Here is a 23,283-nt window from a genome sequence, read left to right as displayed (position 1 = left end):
TTTTTTAATTTACAGCCTCACAGGTTTTTGAAACCTGTGAGGTTTTTTTTGCTTAAAAGCTATATAAAATCCTTGGCATAATAGCTACACCTCCAATATCCTCTCGAATTGAGCCTTCTACTTTGTAAGGAGAATAATTAAGCCCTATACTAAAAGTGAATTCATTATTATTTTTAAATGTTTTTGCATAACCCAAACTAGGTGAAATTAAAAATGCAGTTATAACTTCGTATTTTTTTCTATCGTCTGAAGTATCAAAGAAATCAGTATTTCTTGCATCTGTAGTAATTACAGATGCACCAAGCCCCAAGCCAAGCAATAATTTTTTATGGTCAGATTTTATAAGGTTCTTTTTAAACCTCAACATAGGATTAAATAAAAAAGTAGCTTTAGTTTGTATGGTATCTGTTAGTCTTGCATACTCAAATCCTTGTCTTTGCTCTGGCACTACAAATTGTAAAGCCAACTCTAATGATTTTGAATCTGTCACAGGAAAATCTACACTTAATTCAATTAATGGCGAAACACCAAAGTAGTTTTTTAATTCGCCTTGAGGCATTAACACTCCTCCGCCTAGCTTAAATGTAACGGTTTTCCAATACCCATTAAACAAATCATAACCATTATGGTTTTGTCTTTGTATAATTGAATCATTTTGCGCTATAAGACTCAGACTTAACAAAAAAAATAGACTAGTTGCAATCATAGATTTCATAATAACATAAGTTTTAAATTCAATTCAAAATTATTGCTATAATTACATCTAAAATTTCTTTAATCACGAAAAAGTAAATTATATTTTGCGATTATCACAAAATGTAATTATGTTTAATGATGTTTCAGAAACAACTATTAGAAAAATTACAATCCGAATTACCTAAAGGAACCTCATTAAACGAAGCCATTGCCACAGCATTAGATATTAGCTATGACGCAGCACATCGACGTACGTCTTGTAAAAGTAAATTTTCGCTAGATGAAAGCGTTATACTAGCTAAGTATTACAATCTATCATTAGACCAACTTTTTGAAAACACTGAGAAACATATCATTGCTGTTGAAAAAACTAAATCTATTCGCAATGAGGAAGAATTGAAAAATTATTTTGAAGACTCTTTTACTTCGCTAAGCCCACTTTTAAATCAAAAAAATTGCCATATTTTATATTCTGCAAAAGACATTCCGTTATTTTACACCTTAGAAAACAATCTTCTAAGCCGTTTTAAAATATATGTTTGGTTAAAACTTTTAGATTCTTCTATGGATTCTAAAGATTTTGAATCCTTTTCTTTAAGAGTACAAACCATAGCTTCTGCTAAAGCACTTGGGCAACTCTATAAAAACCTAAATACAACCGAGATTTGGGACACTACCACTATTAACAGTACATTAAAACAAATTCATTTTTATAATCAAGCTGGTCTTGTGTCTAATACTACTGCGTTACAGCTATGTAATGATCTGAAAAAATTAATTATTACTATTTCTGAGCAAGTAAAACCCAATAACGATAGTTATTTTTTTTACTACAATGAACTATTGTTAATGAATAATAATGTTTTGGTAAGCACACCAGATAGACAATCGCTTTTTGTCCCTTTTACAATATTATCTTACTATCAAAGTTCTGACAAAACCACATGCCGACAAGCTGAAGCCTTTTTAAAAAAACAATTGCAAAGTTCTAAACTTCTAAACACAGCAGGAGAAAAAGAAAAATTAACATTTTTCAACAAAATCTATTCTAAGATTAATGCGTTATATCAACTTATAAAAGCAACTCAAGTTCTAGATTTTGAATAGTTTTAATATTTTTTTAATTATTATGTAACATTTTATTACTTTCATACGTATAACAATATGCAGCAGTAATGCTATAACAATTGTTTAAAACGCAAAAATTACATGAGACAACTAAAAATCACCAAGCAGGTTACCAATAGAGAAACTGCTTCATTAGATAAATACCTACAAGAAATTGGTAAGGTTGACTTAATTACCGCAGATGAAGAAGTAGAATTAGCTCAGCGTATAAAAGCAGGTGACCAAATTGCTTTAGAAAAATTAACTAAAGCTAATTTACGTTTCGTGGTATCTGTTGCTAAGCAATATCAAAATCAAGGATTAACATTACCAGATTTAATCAACGAAGGTAATTTAGGATTAATAAAAGCTGCACAACGTTTTGATGAAACTCGTGGTTTTAAATTTATCTCCTATGCCGTTTGGTGGATTAGACAATCTATCTTACAAGCATTAGCAGAGCAATCTCGTATCGTTCGTTTACCTCTCAATAAGATTGGTTCTATTAATAAAATTAATAAAACGTTCGCTTTCCTAGAACAAAGTCATGAGCGTCCTCCGTCAGCAGAAGAAATTGCTAAGGAATTAGATATGACTATTAACGACGTTAAAGAATCTATGAAAAATTCTGGTCGACACGTATCTATGGATGCTCCATTAGTAGAAGGTGAAGATTCTAACTTATACGATGTATTACGTAGTGGTGAGTCACCAAATCCGGATAAAGATTTATTACATGAATCTTTACGTACAGAAATTGAACGTGCACTAGAGACGTTAACACCTCGTGAGGCAGATGTGATTCGTTTATATTTTGGATTAGGAAACCAACACCCAATGACCTTAGAAGAAATTGGAGAAACTTTTGATTTAACACGCGAAAGAGTTAGACAAATAAAAGAAAAAGCGATAAGACGTTTAAAACACACGTCGAGAAGTAAAATATTAAAGACATATTTAGGTTAGTTTTTGTATATTTAGCGACCAACTTAAATAAAGGTAACAACAGTTACAAAACATAACTGTTCGTTTTTTGATTGATGAAAGAACCCACGGCTGATTACCGTGGGTTCACTTTTTATAAGCTTTCTTTTACTCTTAACTACAGGAAGACTTTATTTTAATTACATTTGCAGCAATAACAATTCAACATAATAATGTCTTCAAAATTAATAGCTCCCTCAATGCTTGCCGCTGATTTTGGCAACTTACAACGAGATACAGAAATGGTAAATAATAGTGATGCAGATTGGTTTCACATAGATGTAATGGATGGGCACTTTGTACCTAACATCTCTTACGGAATGCCAGTAATAGCTGCTATAAAAAAACATGCCACCAAACCATTAGATGTTCATTTAATGATTGAAAAACCTGAGCGTTACATTGAAGAATTTGCTAAAGTTGGAGCAGATATCATTACTGTACATTATGAATCTACTGTACACTTACACAGAACGCTCAGACAAATAAAAGATGCTGGTTGTAAAGCAGGTATTGTTTTAAACATTACAACTCCTATTAATGTTTTAGAAGACATTTTGCCAGAGTGTTATATGATTCTTTTAATGTCTATTAATCCTGGATTTGGCGGACAAAAGTTTGAAGAAGTTACGTACCAACGTATAAAAAAACTTCACCAAATGATTAATGAGCAAGGATTAGATACGCGTATTGAAATTGATGGAGGAGTTACAGATAAAAATATAGAAAAATTAGTTGAAGCTGGTGCTGACACTTTTGTAGCTGGGAGTCACGTCTTTAAAAGTCATAATCCGCTTGCTACGATTAAAAATTTAAAAGCCTTAGCTAATAAATAAAAAAAGCGCCTAAGGCGCTTTTTTTATTTATTTAAATTGCTCTAATAGATAGTTTAATAAATCTGTAGTAGTAACTATACCTACTAAACATCCATTGTCTACAACTGGTAATGCATGAAATTCTTTTTCTGCCAATATTTCAGCAACCTCTTTTATGGTTGTTGTTGATGTAACAGTAATTACATTTTTAACCATTACCTGCTCTATAGTAAACATATTGTATACTAAGGTATCTACTTCTTCCTCGGTTTCATAAACAGCATCTGCAAAACTTATACGCAGCAAATCAGAATAACTAAGCATACCTATAATTACTTCACCGTTCACCACAGGAATATGTCTTATTTTATGTCTTTTAAAAAGTATTTCAGCCGTTTCTAAATCATCATCTCTATTAAGAGCAATGATATTTTTGGTCATTATTTCAGAAATTGGTGGTATGTATTTCATGGCTATAGTTTTAAATTTCTCTATTAAAAGTAACTTATAAAACTGGGAGAAACCATGACAAATATCATGTTAAAAAAAGTTGTCAAGAACAATTATAACTAATTAGTCTCTACACTACCATAACCATAATTATAACCATAATTATAACCATAAGACTTACTAGCACCAACACTGTTTATCACATAAGCCATATTCTTAAGCCTACCACTTTCTGAGAGTTCTTTAGAAAAATTTAACAGATTCTTTTCTGTATAATTTGCTCGTGCAATATAAATAGTTGCATCTGCAAATTGAGAAATCAGCATGGTGTCCGTGACCAATATTGTAGGAGCTGTATCAATTACAACATAATCATACATTTCTTTAGCCTCATCTACAAGTTTCTTAAAACGACCATTTGTTAATAAATGAGCTGGGTTTGGAGGTATGCTTCCAGATAAAATAATATGATGATTTGGATGCTTATCAAAACCGCTTATTAAAGCATCTTTCCAATCATAATTAACATCATGAAGATAATTAGATAATCCTGGCTTTTGCTTATCTTCTTTGATATGCGTATGCACTTGAGGATTTCTTAAATCTGCACCTATAAGTAACACACGCTTATTGATACTAGAAAGTGCTAGTGAGAGGTTAAGACTTACATAAGTTTTCCCTTCTCCTTTAATGGTAGAAGTGCAATAAATAACTTTTCCCTTTTTCCCTTCATTTATTGGCAAGATATAATCAACATTAGAACTTAAAATTCTAAATGATTCAGCAAGCGGTGAACGATCATTAGGGTCATTAAAAATTATGTTTCCTTTCTTCTTTAAATTTGGTATTTCACCAATTACAGGAATTTTAGAAGTGACTTTGGCAACATCTTCTTTAGTATGCAATTTAGTATCTAGCATAAAGATGAGATACAATACACCAAAAGGAATAAGTAACCCTGCCAAAAAAGCACCAGCATAAACTATACTTGGCTTAGGAGAAATAGGTTTTACACCAGACAGTGCATTTTCTACAACTTTTATTGAGGGTTCTGTTATTGCTAAATTAATTGCCGCCTCTTCTCTTTTTTGCAAAAGTAATAGATACAAACTTTCCTTTATTTTTTGTTGGCGTTCTATGGCTTTAAACAATCGCTCCTGCTCAGGTATTTGAGACACCTTCCCTGATAATCTGCGATTTTTATTTTTCAATTGAAGTAAAGTCGTTTCTACTTGATTTGTATAAGCTTTTAATGATCGGTTAATATTAGACTTTAAATCTGCTACTTGACGTTCTGCTAATTTAACCGAAGGGTTATTTGATCCACCACCATTAGACAACTTATCTTTATCAATTACGGCAGCATTATACTCAGCTATAAGAGCATTAATTCCTAAATTTTCTATACCTATGTTTGCAGGTAATAAATCTGACTGTGACTCACTCATTAGTGAGTTTTTTAATAACTTAGAAAGTGATAATTGGTTTTCTAATTGAAAAACTTCTTCTTCAGATTTAGTGCGCTGTTGTAGCCCTAACTCAGCGTCTGTGGCTATGTCTATAATATTGTTATCTTGCTTAAATCCTTGCCTGTCAATCTCTATAGAATCTAATTCTTTTGCTAAGAAAACAAACCTTTCATCAATAAAATCTAAGGTACGCTTAGACACTAATTGTCTATCATTAATACCATCATCATCAAACACATCCATTAATGTGTTTAAAATCTTTTCTGAAAGCTCTTTACTTTCACCTTTGATAGATAACTTCAATAAATCACTTTGCCCTCCTATCGCTTCAACAGTTATTTTTTCTTTAAGCTTTAATACACTCTCCTTTATAGACTTAAAAACAATTATATAAGCATTCTCAGCCACATCTTCTAAAAGTAGAGGATCATTTAGCTTAATATTAAATGGTAATCGGTGATTTTTTGCAAAAGTAGAATGGGTATCAAAATCAAAAACTTTATCTGTTTTTAAATTTGTTATTAGCAACCCTTTATTATTAAGTTCAACTTTATACGATAACGGCGTATTTATACTATCGGGTTTAATAATTTGCTCAAAACCAAAAGGAAGAGACTCTATCTGTTTGGTTTGAATGGTACCTTCTTCATAAAAACTCGTATTTAAATTCAATTCTCTAACCACCTTTTCCATAATAAGATAAGAGCTTATTATTTCAATTTCATTCTCTAGATTGATATTTGTACGCTTAAATATAAATGCAGACGTCGGTAGTTCTAATCCTTCTGACTCGTCTAAAATTTTAACTTTAGAATAGGTTTCAAAAACACGTGGTGCGTATCTTAAATATAGATATGCACTAACTAATGTTAATAAAAGTGTGATTACAAACCATGGCCAATACCTTAAGTATTGCTTAATTTCAGACTTTATGTCAATAGTATCCTCTTCCCCAAATAAGCTTCTATTAAATTGATCTTCCATAGTTTATCTTGTAAGTAAAATTGTAACACTAAGCGCTAAAGAAGCTATTGTAAGTATGGTACCTACATTACCAATAAAACCAGCACTTTTAACTTTAGGGTTGTTTGGATTTACAACAATTACATCATTAGGTTTAATAAAATAATATTCGCTATTCATAAAAGCAGCAGATGTTAAATCTATATGTGACACCTTTCGGATACCATCTACTTCTCTAGTAATTAGTACATCTTCACGCTTGCCATTGATGGTTAAATCATTTGCATAACCCAATGCTTGTAATAATGTAATATTTTGTTCAGTAAAACTATACGTACCAGGCTTATTAACCTCGCCAAGTATGGTTACTTTTGCATTTATAAGTCTTACATTAACATTAGGATTGGCTAAGTGTCCTTCAGAGATTAATTTCTCTTTGATTATGATTTCTAACTCTTTAGTTGTCTTGTTTGCTGTGGATATTTCACCTAAAACTGGGAAATTAATTGTATTTTCTAAGGATACTAAATAGCCATCTAATTGTAATATTTGTAGGTTCTGTGGAATATTACCTATAGCTGTAGACTTGTTATAAGGAATAGCTGCTTCAGGCACTAAACTCTCTACCGTTATTTTTAAGATATCATTAGGTTGAATATTTGCTGATTCATAATTAACTGCTCCATTTCCTTGTTGAAGAGCATCTTGCATATAAAGTATTTGCTTTTTTGAAGCGCAAGAGTTTAGTATCACTAATGCCAACAAGCTTAAAATTCTTATTTTCATTAAAAATCAATATTATAAGTACGACAAATATAATCGCATTTAGAGGACTTGCAAAAGCATTTATACTTTTAAAAAATAATCACTTTATTACCCTCTTTGTTAAAAAAGGCAACATATAAAGTACAGACCCATAGATTAAAAGAAAAATTATTTGTGTATTAAGGTTGAGATGCAAGAGATTAAACGCTATACTAATAACAATAACATTAATACTACATATTAATAGAGTAGTCGTTATATGACTATAGCCATTATCAATAAACCTATGATGAATATGGTTCCTATCTGCTTTAAAAGGGCTTGTTTTATGAATTATAATTCTTATAACAAAGATTCTTAAGGTATCCATAAGCGGATAAAACAATAATGCAAACGCTAAAGCTGGTGAAGCTTTATAATATATAGATGTTTTATCTACTTGAGCTATATTAATAAAACTAATGGTAAAAAACGCTAATAAGAAGCCTACAATCATAGAGCCTGTATCCCCCATAAATATTTTGTTCTTATTAGAAAAGTTTAATCTTAAAAACGCTATAAGACTCCCACAAAGTGCAATAGCTATTGTTGCTAAGCTTAATTCATTAGACTTTACGAAAAGGTACACAAACACACCACTCACACAAAATGCAATTGTACCCGCTAAACCATCCACTCCATCAATTAAATTATAGGCATTTATAATTAAAACGTACACAAACAAAGTAAAACCAATTGAAATCCAATATGGTAACACATCTACATCCATTATATTTGAAAAACCAATAATTCTTGTATTAGTAAAAACAATAAGTAATCCTGCCACAAGTAGCTGTCCCATAAACTTTTTACCTGCTGACAAGGTTGTTAAATCATCTTTGAGTCCTAAAAAGAAGAGAATGGTTAATCCTCCCATGACTAAAAGTAACACTTTAGTATTTAAAAAAGCCCCTACAATAGTCATTACAACTATAAGACCTACAAAAATACCTATTCCACCTAATGTTGGTGTTGTATTGGTGTGCATACTACGACTATCTGGTTCATCCATTAAATGCTTTTCTTTAGCCACATATAGTATGGTTGGAAATGTTCTATAGGCAATTATAAACGCCAACAAAAATGCCGCTATAAGCCAAAGCGTAATATTATTCTCGGGTGAAAAATTTTTAAGTAATGTTTTAATCATAATTCTGATTTTTAAACATCCTAGGGGATTAGAAATATACAAATTTCTAAATAATCCTTTAAATGTCTATAACAAAGCTGCCTAAAATGTAATTAAACTGTTAAATCTAGAATATGAGATACAATTCTTGTAGCCGTCTTACCATCCCATAACGGAATTGTTCTATAGGATTTCCAATCACCTTCAAAAAGCTTATTCAAATAAGGCTTTATAGATTCTGGATTGGTTCCTACCAGCTCATTAGTTCCTAAAGTTATGGTCTCTGGACGTTCTGTATTATCACGTAAGGTCATACAGGGTACATTCATTACTGATGCCTCTTCTGTAATACCGCCAGAATCTGTTATTACCGCTTTGGCATGCTTTACCAAATAATTAAACTCTAAATAACTTAATGGTGCTACGGTATGTAACCTTGGGTGAGAAATCTCTAATCGCTCTAATATTTTTGCTGTTCTTGGGTGCACAGGAAAAATCAAAGGTAAATCTCTAGAGTGATTCACAATTTCATCTATCATTGCTTTTAATTGACTTTCTTCATCAACATTTGCTGGTCGATGAAGTGTCATTACTAAGTATGTTTTTGGCTTTAGTTTTAACTGATCCCAGATTGGTGGTGCTTTAAAGCTTGGTTGTTGTTTTAACAACGTATCAATCATAGTGTTACCAACATAGAAAATTTGTTCTTCATTAACACCATTGCTTCTTAAGTTTTGATTAGCTAGCTCTGAGGTTGTAAAGAAATAATTAGTAATGCTATCTGTTACTAATCTGTTGATTTCTTCTGGCATGGTCCAATCATCTGATCTAATACCTGCTTCTACGTGAGCTACTTTGGTGTGCAGTTTTTGCGCTACTAAGGCACATGCCATTGTAGATGTTACATCACCAACAACTAACACCAAATCTGCTGGGTTAGCCATTAATTCTTTTTCAAAATTAACTAAAATAGCAGCTGTTTGCTCAGCTTGAGTACCACCACTACACTCTAAATTAACGTGTGGCTCTGGTATATTAAGCTGTTCAAAGAAACTGCCAGACATATTTTTATCGTAATGCTGGCCTGTATGCACTAATCTATAATCTATTTCTTTTTGATTGCGTTTTGCCTCTTCTATAGCGTGAATTATGGGAGCAATTTTCATAAAATTTGGCCTAGCTCCTGCTATGATTGTAATATTATACATAATGGTTGTTGGTTAGTTTTAGGGTTGTTTTCATATTCGCCTTTAATCTAATTAACTATTTTTCAGATTACTAAAAGACAAACTCATATGATTTGTAGGAAAAACCGAGCGCTTACCCGAATATGACCCGAATATGACCCGAAGGAGACCCGAAGGAGACCCGAAGGAGATACAAAGAGGCTTTGGTTGCGCTTTTAACTCAAATGTACTTATGTTTTTCATAATTGTGCCGAAAATATTCAATTTTTAGATACTTTTTAGTAAAAACAACGAATATTTAATGATTTTACGAAAAAATTTAATCTGGACTTAATATTTCCCTAGAATAAGATTAAAAAAGAAGCGTACTAAATGTATTTGTCTTTTAATACGTGAGGGTTGATTTAATAATCTATAGGTCCACTCCATATTATTCTTCACCCACCATTGTGGTGCTCGTTTTACGTTTCCGGTATAGACATCGAAGCTACCACCTAGCCCTTGAAAAACAGCTTTGTGATGGTTTTGGATACGCTCCATGAGTAGTTCTTGCTTTGGAGAGCCCATGGCAACAAAAACCGCATCGGGTTGGTGTTTTGTAATATCTTCTATTAATGCTTTTTCTTCTTCATCTGTTTTAATGTAGCCATTTCTGTAATTGCAGATATGAATGCCTTTGAATTCTTGTTTTAATTTAGCTATTGTTGCCTCAATAACTTCTTGTTTACCCCCTACTAGATAGAATGTTTTTGTTTTATGATATTTTTCTACAATATCTAACCACAGTTCGCATCCTGGAATTTTAACCACATCTTTGTAGCCTTTTTTGTGTAGTGCCCAAACCGCACCAATACCATCTGGATATCCTAAATTTCTATTGATAATGGATCTACTCTGATCTGTTGCATGCAGGATTTTTTCGGCATTAACCGCCACGAGGATTTTTTTATGCGCAAAAGCGTACTCTATAAGTTCGTTTCTTGACTTTGGCGCATATGTTATAACATTATTTAGGGCTTGAGATTTCATAATTATTGGTGTTTTTCTAAATGATAGTGTGCCATTGCATTAAACATAAAGGCATTACTCCAACGCATATAGGATATTTTAGAGCTGACACCTTTTCTATACTGGTAATAAAAGTAGCCTTTATTTGATTGCATATGGTTTATGGTCCAGTTTAAAGTTTTATCTAATACTTCTTCTTTGTTTTTGAATTGATTAAGCTTTGAAGCTGTTACTATAACTTGTGCTGGACAGTGAATATCTATAGGGTATGTTTTATTGTGGTAATATTTTGGTTTACCATCTGCTTCAAAAAAGTTATCTATATAATATTGCCAACCTTTATCTATATATTTTTGGAATGATGTATCTCCTGTATTTTGTTGGTATGTCTCAATAGCATCTAGATTAAAGCCTGTATGAAAACTATCTTTCCAAGACTGCACTGGTAACAATCCGTAAATCCAAGAGCCATCTTCTTCTTGAAGTTCGCATGCCGCAACCACAGCTTTTTTTGCCATGTCTGCATGTTCTTGGATCTTGTTGTATTTGTATGAATAGCTTAAGATTTTAGCACCTAATAGCGACGCATTAATGACTGTATTATTGCCATCTTTTACACTATATGAAAAAATATGACCTTTGCCATGAGGTGTTCTAGACAAATCGTTTAATACAAAATTAGCTGCTGTTAGCGTTTCTTCTAAAACTGTTTTGTCTTTAGTAATTTCATAGCTTTCAATTAAAGCTTCAACACAAAAACAAGTGGCTACTACAGTTGGCGTATGTTTTTTAAAGAGAAATAGGCGTCTGGCTTGCCAATCGAAATTATACCCCCAAGCTGATCCTGAATACCCTTTGCTTCTTAAGCTTAATAAAAGTTTTGTGATGTCTTTTATTTTTTGAAGTAATTCCTCTTCGGTACCGAAATCATTGCACCCTTTTTTTGCTAAATGGTATAATTTGCAATACCCTAACAGAAATAAGGCTACACCTTTGGTATTGTATTCTTTTGGAACCAGCAGTAACTTACGAAAGTTGATTGGGCTACGTTTGAACCCTTGAATCCAAGCTAATCTAGCCAAGTCCCAATGTTTAAGAGGTAAGGCTTGAAACACTTTGGAGTTTAAGCCATCATAAGGATCCCAGCCTTTGTATTGTTCTGCTTCGCAATAGGCTTTTAGTTTTAAAAAGCTATCAGAAACTTTATATTTCAATTTGTTCTCCACCACGTCTTATAGATTCTAAAGCTTTAAACGATGCTTTTGTTACTGCTACAATATCTTGAAATGGAATTGGTGCTTTTCCGTCGTTAAGTAAACCATTTACAAAAGCGTTTACCATTTCTTTTTGACCTTTATTTTGGTTGAGAAGTTTATCTTTTTTAGGCTTCCCTTTTCCAAAGATTTTAAGCTCTTTAAAGTCGTTTAAGGTTGCAGACATTCCTGCAGAAAACACCTCAACATACTCTTTGGTCATTGCTTTTGAACCATTAGCATAGTAACCAATAACACCATTTGAACCATTTTGAAACTGAATTAAAATATTTAGAGTATCGTTTAACTGATTAGCATCTGGTAAGGCTACTGCTGAAATTTTGATTGGTAAACTTCCGTTAAGGTACGTTAGGTAATCTATAAAATGACAAACTTCACCTAGTATTCTTCCGCCGCCAATTTCTGGATCTTGAATCCAGGTTTCTTTAGGAATTGCACCAGCATTAATTCTATAAATCATGGTCATAGGATTATTACCAACTGCTTTTTTGAGCTTTGCTGTTAATGGCGAAAAGCGTCTATTAAACCCAACCATTACGGCTTTATTTGCTTTTGATTGCGCTTCTATAATTTGCTCTAATTCTGACTCTAATAAACATATTGGTTTTTCGACAAATACATTTTTATTAGCCTGTAAGCCCTTAAGTACGAAAGGCCCATGCGAATCGTGACGTGTTGCCACAAACACTGTATTGGTTTTATCGTCTAACACATCTGCCTCTTGTGTTGCGCAGAACTGAAATTTGAATTTTTCGGCTACACGTTTTGATGTGGTTCCTGTATTGGTTAACACACCTACGCGACCAACCTCTGAGGACTCAGAGATGTTTGGCAATAAATTGCCTTGTGCATAACTACCTGCGCCAATAAATGAAATGTTTACTTTACCAAGTTTATCATTATCTGATGTGCTAATCTTTTCTTTAGAGATAGCTCGTTGAGTATTATATTTTAAGGCAATACCTGTAAAGGGTTCGGTTTTTGACACTACTAAATCGAAAGCTGCTTTGGCGTTATCAAATTCAAATTGGTGAGTGGTTAAATAACCAATATCGATTCGGTTAGTAGCAATTAAATTTTGAAAAGCTTCCATGTTGCGCTTCTCAGTCCAACGTACATAAGGCAATGGGTAATCGATGCCTTTTTCTTCATAATTTAAATCGTATCGTCCAGGACCATACGAGCATGCCATTTTAAGTTCTAGCTCTTTACGATACCAAAATGGATCGCGATCGAAACCTGTTGGTACAGCTCCAAGAACCACAACTTTACCTTTTTTGCGCGCTATAGCACCAGCAAAGTTTATAGGATCTAAACTAGAGGTAGCTGCAGCAATAATAACAGCATCTGCACCATAACCATTTGTGGCGTTTAGAATTTGCTCTTCGGCACCTGCAGCATTTCGGGTTAATCCTAAATCTACAACATTGTTTTTTATAGCTTGGTTTACAGCTTCTTGAGAAACATCTACACCAATAACAGTAACACCAGAAGCTTTTAAAATAAGCGCTGCTAACTGACCTAGAAGTCCGAGACCAATAATGACACAGGATTCTCCTAAGCGTAAATCTGCTTGCCTAACCCCTTGCATAGATATGGCACCTAAAGTATTATACGCAGCATCTTGCAAATTGGTGTTGTTATCTAATTTAACACAAAGATTGATTGGCACTGAAACAATTTCGGCATGATTAGCATAGCCAGCACCAGCACAAGCTACTTTATCTCCAACTTCGAACTCTGTTACCCCTTCACCAACTTCTATGACTTCACCAGCACAGCTATAACCTAAAGGCGAATAGGCATCTAGTTTTTTCATAACTGCTCTGTAGGTTTGCACAGGCCCTTGCTTTTTTAATGTATCTACGACTTGCTTTACCTGTTGTGGGCGTTCTTTTGCTTTGCCTATTAAGCTTTTTCTGGCGGCTACTACAGTAGAACCTTCTGTACCTGCACTAATTATAGAGTAATGATTTTTAACGATAACCATTCCTTTTCCAAGTTGTGGATAAGGCACCTCTTGAATTACCATATCACCTGAGCCTAATTTTTGTGTAAGTTGTTGCATTTATTTAAGTAATTGGGAGTATATTTCTGTTATTTGATTAAAAACTTGATGTGAAGAAAAATTCCTGATATCTTCTAGATTATTTTTACTCATAGTTTTCATTAAATCTTCATCCTCATAACACTGAATGATTGCTTCTACAATTTGCTTTACATCTCCAGGTGTTACAAGAAACCCATTTCTTGGCACTGAAATAACATCAGGAATCCCTGATATATTTGAAGAAATGATTGGTAATCCAAAATTCATAGCTTCTAATATAGAAATTGGCATACCTTCTTTATACGATGGTAAAATAAAAGTATTAGATTTCTTATATAAATTATCTTTAGCCTTACCTGAAACCCAACCAACAAAATCTACACTATTTAATAATTGATTTTTGGCAACAAATTTAAGAATATAAGACTCTAGTTCCCCTTTACCGGCAATTATTAATTTTATATTAGTATATCCTTTATCGTTTATTTGTTTCATTGCTTCTAATAAATCTTTAATTCCTTTGGATTCAATTAAAAAACCGACAAACACCAGAGTAAACATTCTTTTCGCCCCATTACACACTACTTTACTACTTAGTGAACTATCTTCTAAATCTATAGGGTTTGCAATTTTCAAAATATGATCTATATTGTAAGCCTGCTTTAACTTTTCTTCCCAATCTGAGCATAGCACAATTATTTTATCTACCTGGCTAAACACTGAACTAATGTACTTTTTTAAAATCTGATTTTGTGTTAAAAAAAAACCATAAAAGTCACTTGAATGTAAATGAAGTACGACTTTTCTACCTGTAATTTTGCCTATTAAAACAAAAATAGATTTACGAAAAAAGCTAATATTTGCTGAAGAATGTATGTGCAATACTTTTACATTCTTAAATAGGATATAATATAAGCAACAAAAAAACGCCTTAAAAAGTATTAAAATTTCAAAAAGTAAGGTTTTATCCTTATAATAATTAGTCTTTAGCAAAAAAAGATTAAATGGATATGGTTTCAACTGATATGCTTTATAATGTGACTTTATAACACTTGCAATACCTCCATTGCTTGTTAAGTCTGCACCTACTATCAAAATATTTTTACTCATTACTATTGAGCTGTTTAATTATCTTAAATGGAACACCTGCTATTATACAATTATCGGGAACATTTTTATTAACTACGGTATTAGCAGCTATAATAACATTATCACCTATTGTCACCCCTCTTAGAACAACAGCTTTATCTGCTATCCAAACATTATTACCTATTTTTATTTTACCTGTGTCATAACCATCAAATTTTAATTCATTTTCAATGAACTCGTAATGATGATCATGATCTAAAACAGACACAAATTGTGCTATTGTAACATTATTCCCAATAGAAATACCAGAAAAAGAGATTATTCTAGAAAAATTATTAATATTAAAATTATTGCCAATTGTTATAGTACTATTTCTTGCCTGAACTTCACAAAAATCTGCAAATCTAGCTTTTTTTCCAATAGACACATTTCCTTTCTCTATAAAAAACTTAAGTCGTTTTCCTATAAAAAAAACATCTTTACTCCTTAAGCTATTAAAATAAAATAACTTAAGCGTTAGCCATTTTAATACCGCTAACAATTTCTTTAAAACTGTCGATCTTTTTATTACTATCATTCAATAATTGAATTATTATAGAATTAATGATTATTAGAAACAAAAAAGGATAAATTCTTTTAAAGTCTTGAAAAAAGACCATTACAACAATAGTAAAATAAATGGACATTCCTAAACCTCTGAGAAGCTTAGAGTTTGACTTTCGAATTATTCCAATATTTTTAATTAGAAAATATAAGAACAAAGCAAAACCCAAAAGCCCTGTAATTAAAAGTAAATCTAAAAATCCATTATGAGTTACAATTAGGTTACCTGTTCTTTTTTTTATTTCCTTTTTTAAATTCGCTTCACCTAATCCAAAAATCATATATAAAGCAGAATCATTACTTTTTATAATATCTAAACCCGTTAAGAATAGTAACCCTCTCCCACTTCCAGCTTGTTCAAACGTTTTTTCCTCATTGTGACGAGACTTCCCAATTAACCTTTTATAAAACACAGAATCACTATCCACAAAAGAAGACAAACCATAAGCTATTAAACCTATCAAAAACACTCCGCTTACAACATATTTCATATTAATTTTTTTTATTAATATGGGTAAAGCTCCTATAACAAACATAGCCAAGCCTGTTCTTACAAATGTATTAACTAAAAAAAATATTGACAACGCAAATAAGCCCATATTCCAATACCTTTCTTTCTTCTTTTTAGAGTTTATAAAAACAAACAAACATATAAGACTTGTTATTGCTAAAATCATTGAGGCTGTATGTGGATTCGCAAAAGGCCCAGACACACCCATACCTCCTCCATACTTTTCTAAATCATAAACCTGTCCTTTTGATTCTAAACCAAAAAAATATGGAACAAAACAAATAATGAAAAATGTTTTAAAAAAATTAATATACTTAATTAATGTTGCTAGCTTTAAACCTAAAGTATATACACCTAAATGATAAAAAAGTAAAAACAAACTAGAATACCTTAGAGCACTCTCAGGGTCATAGAAAAAACTAAAAAGACTAAGTAATGAAAGGTAAAATAATGGTCTATAAATTTTTTCATATCTTAGTATATCTCGCCTTTTAGGAGTTTTATAATTATATATAATTAAAATTGGCAGCAAAATAAGTTTCCATATTATTGAAATCTTCACTGGACCAATACTATAGTTTTCAAAATGCATTAACAAAAAAAACAACACAAACACAATAATCTTTTTCATTTGGCTGCTTTTTTATTTTGATTATATACCCTTACTAAAAACAAAACGTTTTTAATAGTATCTAACAGGTTAACTCTATATTTAAATTCTATATTTTTATAAATATCAATATACTTTCCTACAACCTCATCTACCTTAAAACTGCTGTTAAACATTTTAATATTTAACTGCACAAATTCTTTATATTGATTTTTAGCAGAAAGCACATTTTGAATTGCAGATAATGTTTTTTGTTCATTACTATCATTAATTATAGCTCTCGGTGAAAAGTTAAATCCACTTAACTGTTTAAAATTATCTTCATTAACTAAAATAGGATAATCTGAATTAGCTATCGTAGCTAACATTAATTTTTTTTGAATAGCAGCCTCCATAAAACTCCTTCCTGTCCCTAGAACAACATCTGCTACATCAATAAGTTCATTAGCCTTAATCGTATACTTATTCTCTGTTATAAAATGAACATGCTCTTGTTGATTTTTTTTAAGATCCTTGTATACAGTTTCATCTTCTATAGAACCAATTATTAATGTACAACACCTAAAATCTTTAGCTAATTTTTCATGCAAATTTAATAACTGCTTAATAGTTTTTTTATAGGCATTTCCTATTCTAGCTATACGTAAAAACACATAATCATAGCCACCTAATCTATATGTAGAATTAAGCTCACCTATTCTTTCTTCATCTTGCTTACTATAGGTTACTCTATTAGGAATTAAATAGATGTTTGATTTTTTGTACTTCTTTTTACTTTTAAAGTACCTGAAATTTTCTTCGCTATAAGTTATTAAATTTTTAGATTTTGGATAATAAAATTTTGGGTTTGGACCACCACACTTTGTTAGCACTATTGGTTTATGCAAAAAAAATGAAGTCACTCTACCAAATAAATATGCCAAATCATCAAATGCATGAATAACATCTACTTTCTCTTTCTTTAAAACCTCTTTCGTTGACTTAAAAAGCCCTAATGTATTCAGCTTATTTTTTGAACTTAAAACATTAACAATAGACAACCCTTCACTTTTATTTAAAGCTAAAGACTCATCTGTACCTATGTTGATAATTACAATATTAAAATGTTTGCTCAACACTTTTGCAGTAGTAGTTAAGCTATAATAATGCCCACCATTACCTTGGCTTTTTGTATGAATGTTAGATATTAAAAAACCTATCTTCATCTATATAATTCTTTGCTCTATTTCTAGGTTAACATTGTATTTCTCAAAAACACGGTGTTTCACTTCGTTTATTAGGTTTAATATGTCATTTCCTGTAGCATCACCTCTATTTATAATAAATCCTGAATGCTTTTTAGATACTTCTGCCCCACCAACTCTGTAACCTTTTAATCCTAGTTCATCTATCATTGGCCCAACATATCTATTAGGTGGTCTTTTAAATACACTGCCTGCATTTGGATAATTTCTCGGTTGTTTTTCCCAACGTCTCTTTTTAGATTCAGACATTAAATTAGAAATCTCATTGTAATTGCCTTTTTTTAAATTAAACCAAGCCTTTAAAATAATTTTATCTACTTGTTTCTGAAAAAAACTATTTCTATACTCAAATTCTATTTCTTTCTTTGACTTTTCTTTAACCAACATGTCTTCCAAATCTAAATATCTAACCTTAGCTAAGATATTTTTTGTCTCGCCTTCTTTTGTCCCCGCATTCATAACCACAGCTCCACCAACAGAACTAGGTATGTCATAATAAAATTCCGCACCTGTCAATTCTGATTCTTTAGCTAATTTACTTACATCATAAATTTCGGCACCAGCCTCAGCTATAATTTCATTACTTTCTTTATTTACCTTAACCTCATTAAAGTTACCATTGAATATTATAAAATCAGAATCATAATATGATTTTGAAAGTATTACATTATTTCCACTTCCTAATACTATATAATCTTTATTAGATTTATATAAATCAACTATATCTAACTCACACTCTGGAAAAAAAGCTGTTCGACAATAGCTCTTTACTTTATATGAATTATAATCCGTTAAATCAAAATCTCTAAACCTTTTCACAATCTTATTTATCTATAATTTTCTTTATAAAATCCCAATCTGTTTTTTTAGGCATCAATATATCAGTAATATTAGTTTTTATTTTTTTACTATATAGAAATAAAAAAAATGCAGATGCTAAAATCATACTTATCGTCGTTGCTGAAGCAGCACCTATAACACCATATTTTGATATAAATATGTAGTTTAATAAAACATTTACAAAAGACACAGGCACGAGACAAGTAAGCATAGTTTTAGTATCTCCTTTTCCTGCAATGTCCATATTCAAAATTAAAAGAATGTTATAAAACACTAATCCTATAAATAACACTATTGCTATTTTACTTGCGTATAAAAAACTCTCTCCATAAACAAGCTTTACTACTTCATCAATACCTAATGACAACACAACACATATCAAGACTAAGAACACCACAATAACGCGCATTAATTTTTGAATATTCTCACTAGATCTTTTATCATCTTTAGTATTAGAACTTGTAACAAAAATTAATGGCGACAAAGAATTATTTAATTTAGATAACAAAGAGGTAAAAACCAAAGCAACACTATAAAATCCTATATCTGCCTCACTTACTTTGCCAGCCAATAAAAGCACAGGTATTGTTTTTTGATTACTTAATAAAAATAACGAAAAACTATAAAGCACGCCTTTACTAAAAACTCTTTTTATCACTTTAAAATTGAAACTTAATCGAAATTCAATAATTCTGTTTTTAATTAAAAAGAACATCTTTAAAATGAGTACAATAAAAAAAGACCCAACAATAGATATAATTGCACCATAAATTCTAAAATCTAAAACTTTAATTAAGAGCACTAGCAACAACAATTTCAATAACCCATTTAAAAAAGTATACGTTGCTGTTTTCTTTATTTTATTAGCAGAATACAACAACCCATTTAAATAAGTATTTGCTATTGATAGAGGTATTATAAGTGCCGAAAGCAACAATAAATCAATTGAAAAACCTAAATCTTTAAAAAAGGCTAAAAAAAGAAACAAAACAACACATATAGCGCTAGAAAACACCCAAAAATAGAAGTTAACAGAAAAAAGCGTATTAAGGTTAAAGATTTTCTTACCTGAAAAAAAAATTGTACTCTGTCTAATACCTAGCTCTGTAAAAGACACAAAAAACAATGTATAATAATTAAGAATAGAATAGGACCCAAAATCTGTAGGACCTAACTCTCTGGTCAAAACAACAGAAAAGACTAAACCAATTAGTATAAGTAAAATATTAGATGTAAATATTGAAAGAAAGTTTGATAAAAAATCTGTCTTCTTAATATTCTGAATTATTTTTCTCAAAACTCTAATTGATTAATTTCTACAAATTTTTTAACCTTTAAAAGTTTCCAAATCAATATGTTTGACTTTATACTCTTAGAAAAGACACTATCCTCTCTATATTTTTTTACAAATCCCCTAAAATCAAAATCTTTATCCAAATCAAAATAATCTAAATCTTCATAATAAGAGAACAGCTCTTCACTTATTGGTGGCATCCATTCTGTATAAGGAAAAGAAAACCCAGACTTTTTATCTGCCAATAAATCTTTATCAATACCATTAAATATTTCCATTTCAAATTCTCTATTATTAATGTTATTGTAATGACTTCCATTAATAACTTTTAAAACAGATTTTACATTTATAAAAGGAATTAGAATTTTAATATTTAAACGCTCTGCTGTGAGACTTGCATGGTATTCACATGGATTTAATAAAAGTGTATTAGAGTAATAATTATCAAAAAATGACTTACTCTTTAATTTAACATTTAAAATATAATCTTTTCTAGATAGACTATCTCTTAATATTAATGATTTTGCTTCATCAGAAATAAATGAATCTATATTAGAACTAAATAATAATGACTTTTCATATAATTCATAAAAAGTTGGTATATCATTACCAAAATCCTTTAGGTACTTAAAATAAGTAAAAGGTCCTCTAAACTTAAAAAGCTTAGATAAGTAATACAAGACATTATTAGAAAAAATACTATGTAGAAAAAAGGCAATTTTGATATATTTTTTTGAAGCAAAGTTAGCATCACCTCCTAAGCCATTTACAACAAGTTCAAAACCATCTTTTTTAAGCATCTTATTAAGAATAAAATTTGAACTCGGATCATGCCCTGGCTGATCAATTAAAGAAACATATTCTTCTAAAAGCTCAAAAAAGAGCAATTTATTTATTAAATACCTCTTAAAAGGAATCTTTAACTTCTTGGCTATTTTTTCCGCATAAACAGTTTCATCATATATATTCTTATCTGCTACTCTTTTTGAAGCATAACCTAAAGAAACAGCAGTAAAAGAATTAGGCTTAGATTGCAAAAACAACTTGGTTAAACAATTTGAATCATAACCACCACTTAAAGTAACTGCAATTTTTTCTTCTTCTCTCCGACAAACTTGATTCTTATATGACTTATATAAATCTGTCTTTAGTTCAAACTTATTAACTCTTTCTAAATTATAGAGTTCAGAAAAAGTTATTGATTTCAAAGTTAATCCATCAACAGACAAATTAGCTATAGACAAAGGTGGTAAAACTAATATTTCATCAATAAAAGTATAAGGCCATTTAACATCTCTACCACACAGATAACTTAACACTGATGTTTTTCTTATTCTCCATGATTTGGTTACTGCTCTAATTAAAAAAGGAACACTGGTAGAAAGTATAAAAAGGTTATCATCCTTATAATAAAACAGTTTTTTTATACCAGTTATATCATTTTGAAAATAAATCTCATCCTCATCAATAACACAAAAAACCCCATCTGAATCTAACTTTACAAATTCAGTTTTATCACTTTGCTCTACTAATTCTGCATATTCTTTATGGCTATACTTAATCTTATTCTCATCATTAAATACTCCAAAACATTCTCCTGTAAGCAACACATTACCACCATACGACTCATCAAGCTCGTTATTATTATATAATTGATAGCCTATAACATTATCGTAAAGATTATTTTCATACTTATTTTTCTTGTACAAAAAGTCACTATCTGATAAGTAATTTTCTAAAACAGTATTAGAAACATTATTCTCCTGATTATTGTTATAACAAACTAAAACGAATCCTTTCATAGAATTTCTACTTGTAACCCTTTTAATTTTCCTTTTAAATCCTCATAACCTCTACCTATTTGCCAGGCATTTTCAATGGTTGTTTCGCCTTCTGCAGTTAAACCAGCTAAAACCAAAGCAATACCAGCTCTAAGATCTAGAGCCGAAACTGTTGCTCCTTTTAGCGTATTACCACCATGTATTTTAAGTAAGTCCCCATCTACTTGATAATCCATTCCCATTTTGGCCAATTCTTCTGCATAACCATAACGCCCAGGAAATCTTAAATCTATAATCCTAGATTCGCCTTTAGACACTGCGCCAAACACAGCAAACAATGGTTGCATGTCTGAGTTAATTCCTGGATATGGGCCCGTACTAATATCTATTGGATAGGCTTCGCCACCTCTAACGATTAATGAATTTTCACCTCTATAAAATTTCATACCACTTTCTCTTAAATGTACCAAAGGCACTTCTAAATGCTCGAAAGGAAAATCTAATATTTCCACATCACCATTTGTTACCACAGCACCAATTGCCCATGTTAAAGCCTCCATATTATCTGGTATAACGCTATGTCTTACTCCACTTAATCTTTCCACTCCCTCTATAACGATACATTTTTGCCCAAACACCTTAATTTTAGCTCCCATTTTATTAAGCATTGTAATAAGATCTATAATTTCTGGACGTATATGTGGATTCCATACCGTTGTTGTTCCTAAAGCCAATGTAGCACATAAAATAGCATTTTCAGTTGCTCCCGTTGAACGCATAGACAAATGAATATCTCCGCCTTTCAATCTGCCATTAGCTTTTGCACATAAATACCCATCTTCTTCCCACACTTTAGCTCCCATTTGCTCTAAAAGCATTACATGTAAATCATATTTACGCTCACCCAACTTACAACCTCCAGGTAAAGGCACTTTACCTTCACCAAATCTTGTTGTTAAAGCACCTAATATAAGCAATGAATTTCTAATAGAACGCTCACTCCAAAGCAACTCTGAATTTATAGTGTCCTCAGCAATTTTCAAATAACGATCTCCTTGTATACAGGTCTTCCCCATTCTATTTAACATCTTAATATGCACTTGCATATCTAACAATCCATTTGGTGAATTATAAAGCTCTACCGTCTCATCGGTTAAAATAGAAGCAGCCAATAATCTTAGAGCACTATTTTTAGCTCCACTAAGCTTTACTTGACCTAATAGTCGGGATTTACTAATTCTTATAGCATCCATTACGTATATTCTTAATAAATTAATTTGAGTTTATAACTCAAAAACAATGATTGCAAAACTAAAACAATTCTTGCAGCATCAAGCAAGACCTTAAACAAAATTAATATTAGCTCTCTAACTTA

At 31.2% G+C, this 23,283-nt stretch carries 20 protein-coding genes; 3 read left to right on the top strand and 17 right to left on the bottom strand.

Annotated elements, in window-relative coordinates:
• Window positions 1-52: 52 nt before the first annotated feature.
• The gene (locus tag N4A42_RS13375; protein WP_294074965.1) at window positions 53-715 is read right to left on the bottom strand and encodes a hypothetical protein; all 663 of its coding nucleotides are present in this window, start codon (window positions 713-715) and stop codon (window positions 53-55) included.
• A gap of 116 nt (window positions 716-831) precedes the next feature.
• On the opposite strand from N4A42_RS13375, the gene N4A42_RS13370 reads away from it, so the two are divergent.
• From N4A42_RS13370 to rpe, 3 genes are all read left to right on the top strand, one after another.
• On the top strand, window positions 832-1,803 hold the full coding sequence (locus N4A42_RS13370) for a hypothetical protein (RefSeq protein ID WP_294074963.1): 972 nt from the start codon (window positions 832-834) through the stop codon (window positions 1,801-1,803).
• 102 nt (window positions 1,804-1,905) lie between these two features.
• A complete protein-coding gene (locus N4A42_RS13365) occupies window positions 1,906-2,769 on the top strand; it encodes a sigma-70 family RNA polymerase sigma factor (RefSeq protein ID WP_094967995.1) in 864 nt (287 codons plus the stop codon).
• A 191-nt stretch (window positions 2,770-2,960) separates the two neighbouring features.
• On the top strand, window positions 2,961-3,623 hold the full coding sequence (rpe, locus tag N4A42_RS13360; protein ID WP_294074958.1) for a ribulose-phosphate 3-epimerase: 663 nt from the start codon (window positions 2,961-2,963) through the stop codon (window positions 3,621-3,623).
• Between the two features lie 27 nt (window positions 3,624-3,650).
• Here rpe and N4A42_RS13355 read toward each other — a convergent pair whose 3' ends face one another.
• The 16 genes from N4A42_RS13355 to N4A42_RS13280 all read right to left on the bottom strand — a co-directional run bounded on the left by N4A42_RS13355 (window position 3,651) and on the right by N4A42_RS13280 (window position 23,161).
• Entirely contained in the window at window positions 3,651-4,073 is a 423-nt protein-coding gene (locus tag N4A42_RS13355; protein WP_294074955.1) for a CBS domain-containing protein, read from the bottom strand.
• Between the two features lie 98 nt (window positions 4,074-4,171).
• Complete coding sequence (locus N4A42_RS13350) at window positions 4,172-6,505, bottom strand: tyrosine-protein kinase domain-containing protein (protein WP_294074953.1); 2,334 nt, start codon at window positions 6,503-6,505, stop codon at window positions 4,172-4,174.
• A gap of 3 nt (window positions 6,506-6,508) precedes the next feature.
• On the bottom strand, window positions 6,509-7,270 hold the full coding sequence (locus N4A42_RS13345) for a polysaccharide biosynthesis/export family protein (protein ID WP_294074950.1): 762 nt from the start codon (window positions 7,268-7,270) through the stop codon (window positions 6,509-6,511).
• A 79-nt stretch (window positions 7,271-7,349) separates the two neighbouring features.
• Window positions 7,350-8,438: an MraY family glycosyltransferase gene (locus N4A42_RS13340; protein WP_294074948.1), complete on the bottom strand. Its 1,089-nt coding sequence runs from the start codon at window positions 8,436-8,438 to the stop codon at window positions 7,350-7,352.
• Between the two features lie 92 nt (window positions 8,439-8,530).
• Window positions 8,531-9,625 (bottom strand): non-hydrolyzing UDP-N-acetylglucosamine 2-epimerase, encoded by a 1,095-nt coding sequence (wecB, locus tag N4A42_RS13335; protein ID WP_294074946.1) that lies wholly within the window; start codon window positions 9,623-9,625, stop codon window positions 8,531-8,533.
• Window positions 9,626-9,934: 309 nt separating this feature from the next.
• The gene (locus tag N4A42_RS13330) at window positions 9,935-10,633 is read right to left on the bottom strand and encodes a WecB/TagA/CpsF family glycosyltransferase (RefSeq protein WP_294074944.1); all 699 of its coding nucleotides are present in this window, start codon (window positions 10,631-10,633) and stop codon (window positions 9,935-9,937) included.
• A gap of 2 nt (window positions 10,634-10,635) precedes the next feature.
• A complete protein-coding gene (locus N4A42_RS13325; RefSeq protein ID WP_294074942.1) occupies window positions 10,636-11,826 on the bottom strand; it encodes a delta-aminolevulinic acid dehydratase in 1,191 nt (396 codons plus the stop codon).
• Window positions 11,816-13,954 carry a Gfo/Idh/MocA family oxidoreductase gene (locus tag N4A42_RS13320; protein ID WP_294074939.1) on the bottom strand — a complete coding sequence of 713 codons (2,139 nt, stop codon included), beginning with the start codon at window positions 13,952-13,954 and terminating at the stop codon, window positions 11,816-11,818. The genes N4A42_RS13325 and N4A42_RS13320 overlap by 11 nt, the downstream gene beginning before the upstream one ends.
• Window positions 13,955-15,046 carry a glycosyltransferase family 4 protein gene (locus N4A42_RS13315; protein WP_294074936.1) on the bottom strand — a complete coding sequence of 364 codons (1,092 nt, stop codon included), beginning with the start codon at window positions 15,044-15,046 and terminating at the stop codon, window positions 13,955-13,957.
• The gene (locus tag N4A42_RS13310) at window positions 15,039-15,566 is read right to left on the bottom strand and encodes an acyltransferase (protein WP_294074934.1); all 528 of its coding nucleotides are present in this window, start codon (window positions 15,564-15,566) and stop codon (window positions 15,039-15,041) included. The genes N4A42_RS13315 and N4A42_RS13310 overlap by 8 nt, the downstream gene beginning before the upstream one ends.
• Window positions 15,535-16,770 (bottom strand): O-antigen ligase family protein, encoded by a 1,236-nt coding sequence (locus N4A42_RS13305; protein ID WP_294074930.1) that lies wholly within the window; start codon window positions 16,768-16,770, stop codon window positions 15,535-15,537. Before N4A42_RS13305 ends, N4A42_RS13310 begins: the two co-directional genes overlap by 32 nt.
• Window positions 16,767-17,954: a hypothetical protein gene (locus N4A42_RS13300; RefSeq protein WP_294074927.1), complete on the bottom strand. Its 1,188-nt coding sequence runs from the start codon at window positions 17,952-17,954 to the stop codon at window positions 16,767-16,769. The genes N4A42_RS13305 and N4A42_RS13300 overlap by 4 nt, the downstream gene beginning before the upstream one ends.
• Window positions 17,955-18,812, bottom strand: a complete 858-nt coding sequence (gene murB, locus N4A42_RS13295) for a UDP-N-acetylmuramate dehydrogenase (RefSeq protein ID WP_294074925.1) — start codon at window positions 18,810-18,812, stop codon at window positions 17,955-17,957.
• 4 nt (window positions 18,813-18,816) lie between these two features.
• Window positions 18,817-20,130: an oligosaccharide flippase family protein gene (locus tag N4A42_RS13290; RefSeq protein ID WP_294074921.1), complete on the bottom strand. Its 1,314-nt coding sequence runs from the start codon at window positions 20,128-20,130 to the stop codon at window positions 18,817-18,819.
• On the bottom strand, window positions 20,127-21,929 hold the full coding sequence (locus N4A42_RS13285) for an asparagine synthetase B family protein (RefSeq protein ID WP_294074918.1): 1,803 nt from the start codon (window positions 21,927-21,929) through the stop codon (window positions 20,127-20,129). The genes N4A42_RS13290 and N4A42_RS13285 overlap by 4 nt, the downstream gene beginning before the upstream one ends.
• Window positions 21,926-23,161 carry a UDP-N-acetylglucosamine 1-carboxyvinyltransferase gene (locus N4A42_RS13280; RefSeq protein ID WP_294074916.1) on the bottom strand — a complete coding sequence of 412 codons (1,236 nt, stop codon included), beginning with the start codon at window positions 23,159-23,161 and terminating at the stop codon, window positions 21,926-21,928. Before N4A42_RS13280 ends, N4A42_RS13285 begins: the two co-directional genes overlap by 4 nt.
• Window positions 23,162-23,283: the final 122 nt, after the last annotated feature.

Source organism: Winogradskyella sp. (assembly GCF_025210595.1).
Lineage (GTDB): Bacteria > Bacteroidota > Bacteroidia > Flavobacteriales > Flavobacteriaceae > Winogradskyella.
Note: the sequence above shows the minus strand (reverse complement) of the source record. Positions and strands in the feature narration are given on the sequence as shown.

Coding starts and splice junctions, on each gene's coding strand:
- N4A42_RS13355 (WP_294074955.1), bottom strand. CDS start 4,073: ATGAAATACATACCACCAATTTCTGAAATAATGACCAAAAATATCATT.
- N4A42_RS13320 (WP_294074939.1), bottom strand. CDS start 13,954: ATGCAACAACTTACACAAAAATTAGGCTCAGGTGATATGGTAATTCAA.
- N4A42_RS13300 (WP_294074927.1), bottom strand. CDS start 17,954: ATGAAGATAGGTTTTTTAATATCTAACATTCATACAAAAAGCCAAGGT.
- N4A42_RS13330 (WP_294074944.1), bottom strand. CDS start 10,633: ATGAAATCTCAAGCCCTAAATAATGTTATAACATATGCGCCAAAGTCA.
- N4A42_RS13370 (WP_294074963.1), top strand. CDS start 832: ATGATGTTTCAGAAACAACTATTAGAAAAATTACAATCCGAATTACCT.
- N4A42_RS13340 (WP_294074948.1), bottom strand. CDS start 8,438: ATGATTAAAACATTACTTAAAAATTTTTCACCCGAGAATAATATTACG.
- wecB (WP_294074946.1), bottom strand. CDS start 9,625: ATGTATAATATTACAATCATAGCAGGAGCTAGGCCAAATTTTATGAAA.
- N4A42_RS13305 (WP_294074930.1), bottom strand. CDS start 16,770: ATGAAAAAGATTATTGTGTTTGTGTTGTTTTTTTTGTTAATGCATTTT.
- rpe (WP_294074958.1), top strand. CDS start 2,961: ATGTCTTCAAAATTAATAGCTCCCTCAATGCTTGCCGCTGATTTTGGC.
- N4A42_RS13285 (WP_294074918.1), bottom strand. CDS start 21,929: ATGAAAGGATTCGTTTTAGTTTGTTATAACAATAATCAGGAGAATAAT.
- N4A42_RS13315 (WP_294074936.1), bottom strand. CDS start 15,046: ATGAGTAAAAATATTTTGATAGTAGGTGCAGACTTAACAAGCAATGGA.
- N4A42_RS13350 (WP_294074953.1), bottom strand. CDS start 6,505: ATGGAAGATCAATTTAATAGAAGCTTATTTGGGGAAGAGGATACTATT.
- N4A42_RS13280 (WP_294074916.1), bottom strand. CDS start 23,161: ATGGATGCTATAAGAATTAGTAAATCCCGACTATTAGGTCAAGTAAAG.
- N4A42_RS13365 (WP_094967995.1), top strand. CDS start 1,906: ATGAGACAACTAAAAATCACCAAGCAGGTTACCAATAGAGAAACTGCT.
- N4A42_RS13345 (WP_294074950.1), bottom strand. CDS start 7,270: ATGAAAATAAGAATTTTAAGCTTGTTGGCATTAGTGATACTAAACTCT.
- N4A42_RS13375 (WP_294074965.1), bottom strand. CDS start 715: ATGAAATCTATGATTGCAACTAGTCTATTTTTTTTGTTAAGTCTGAGT.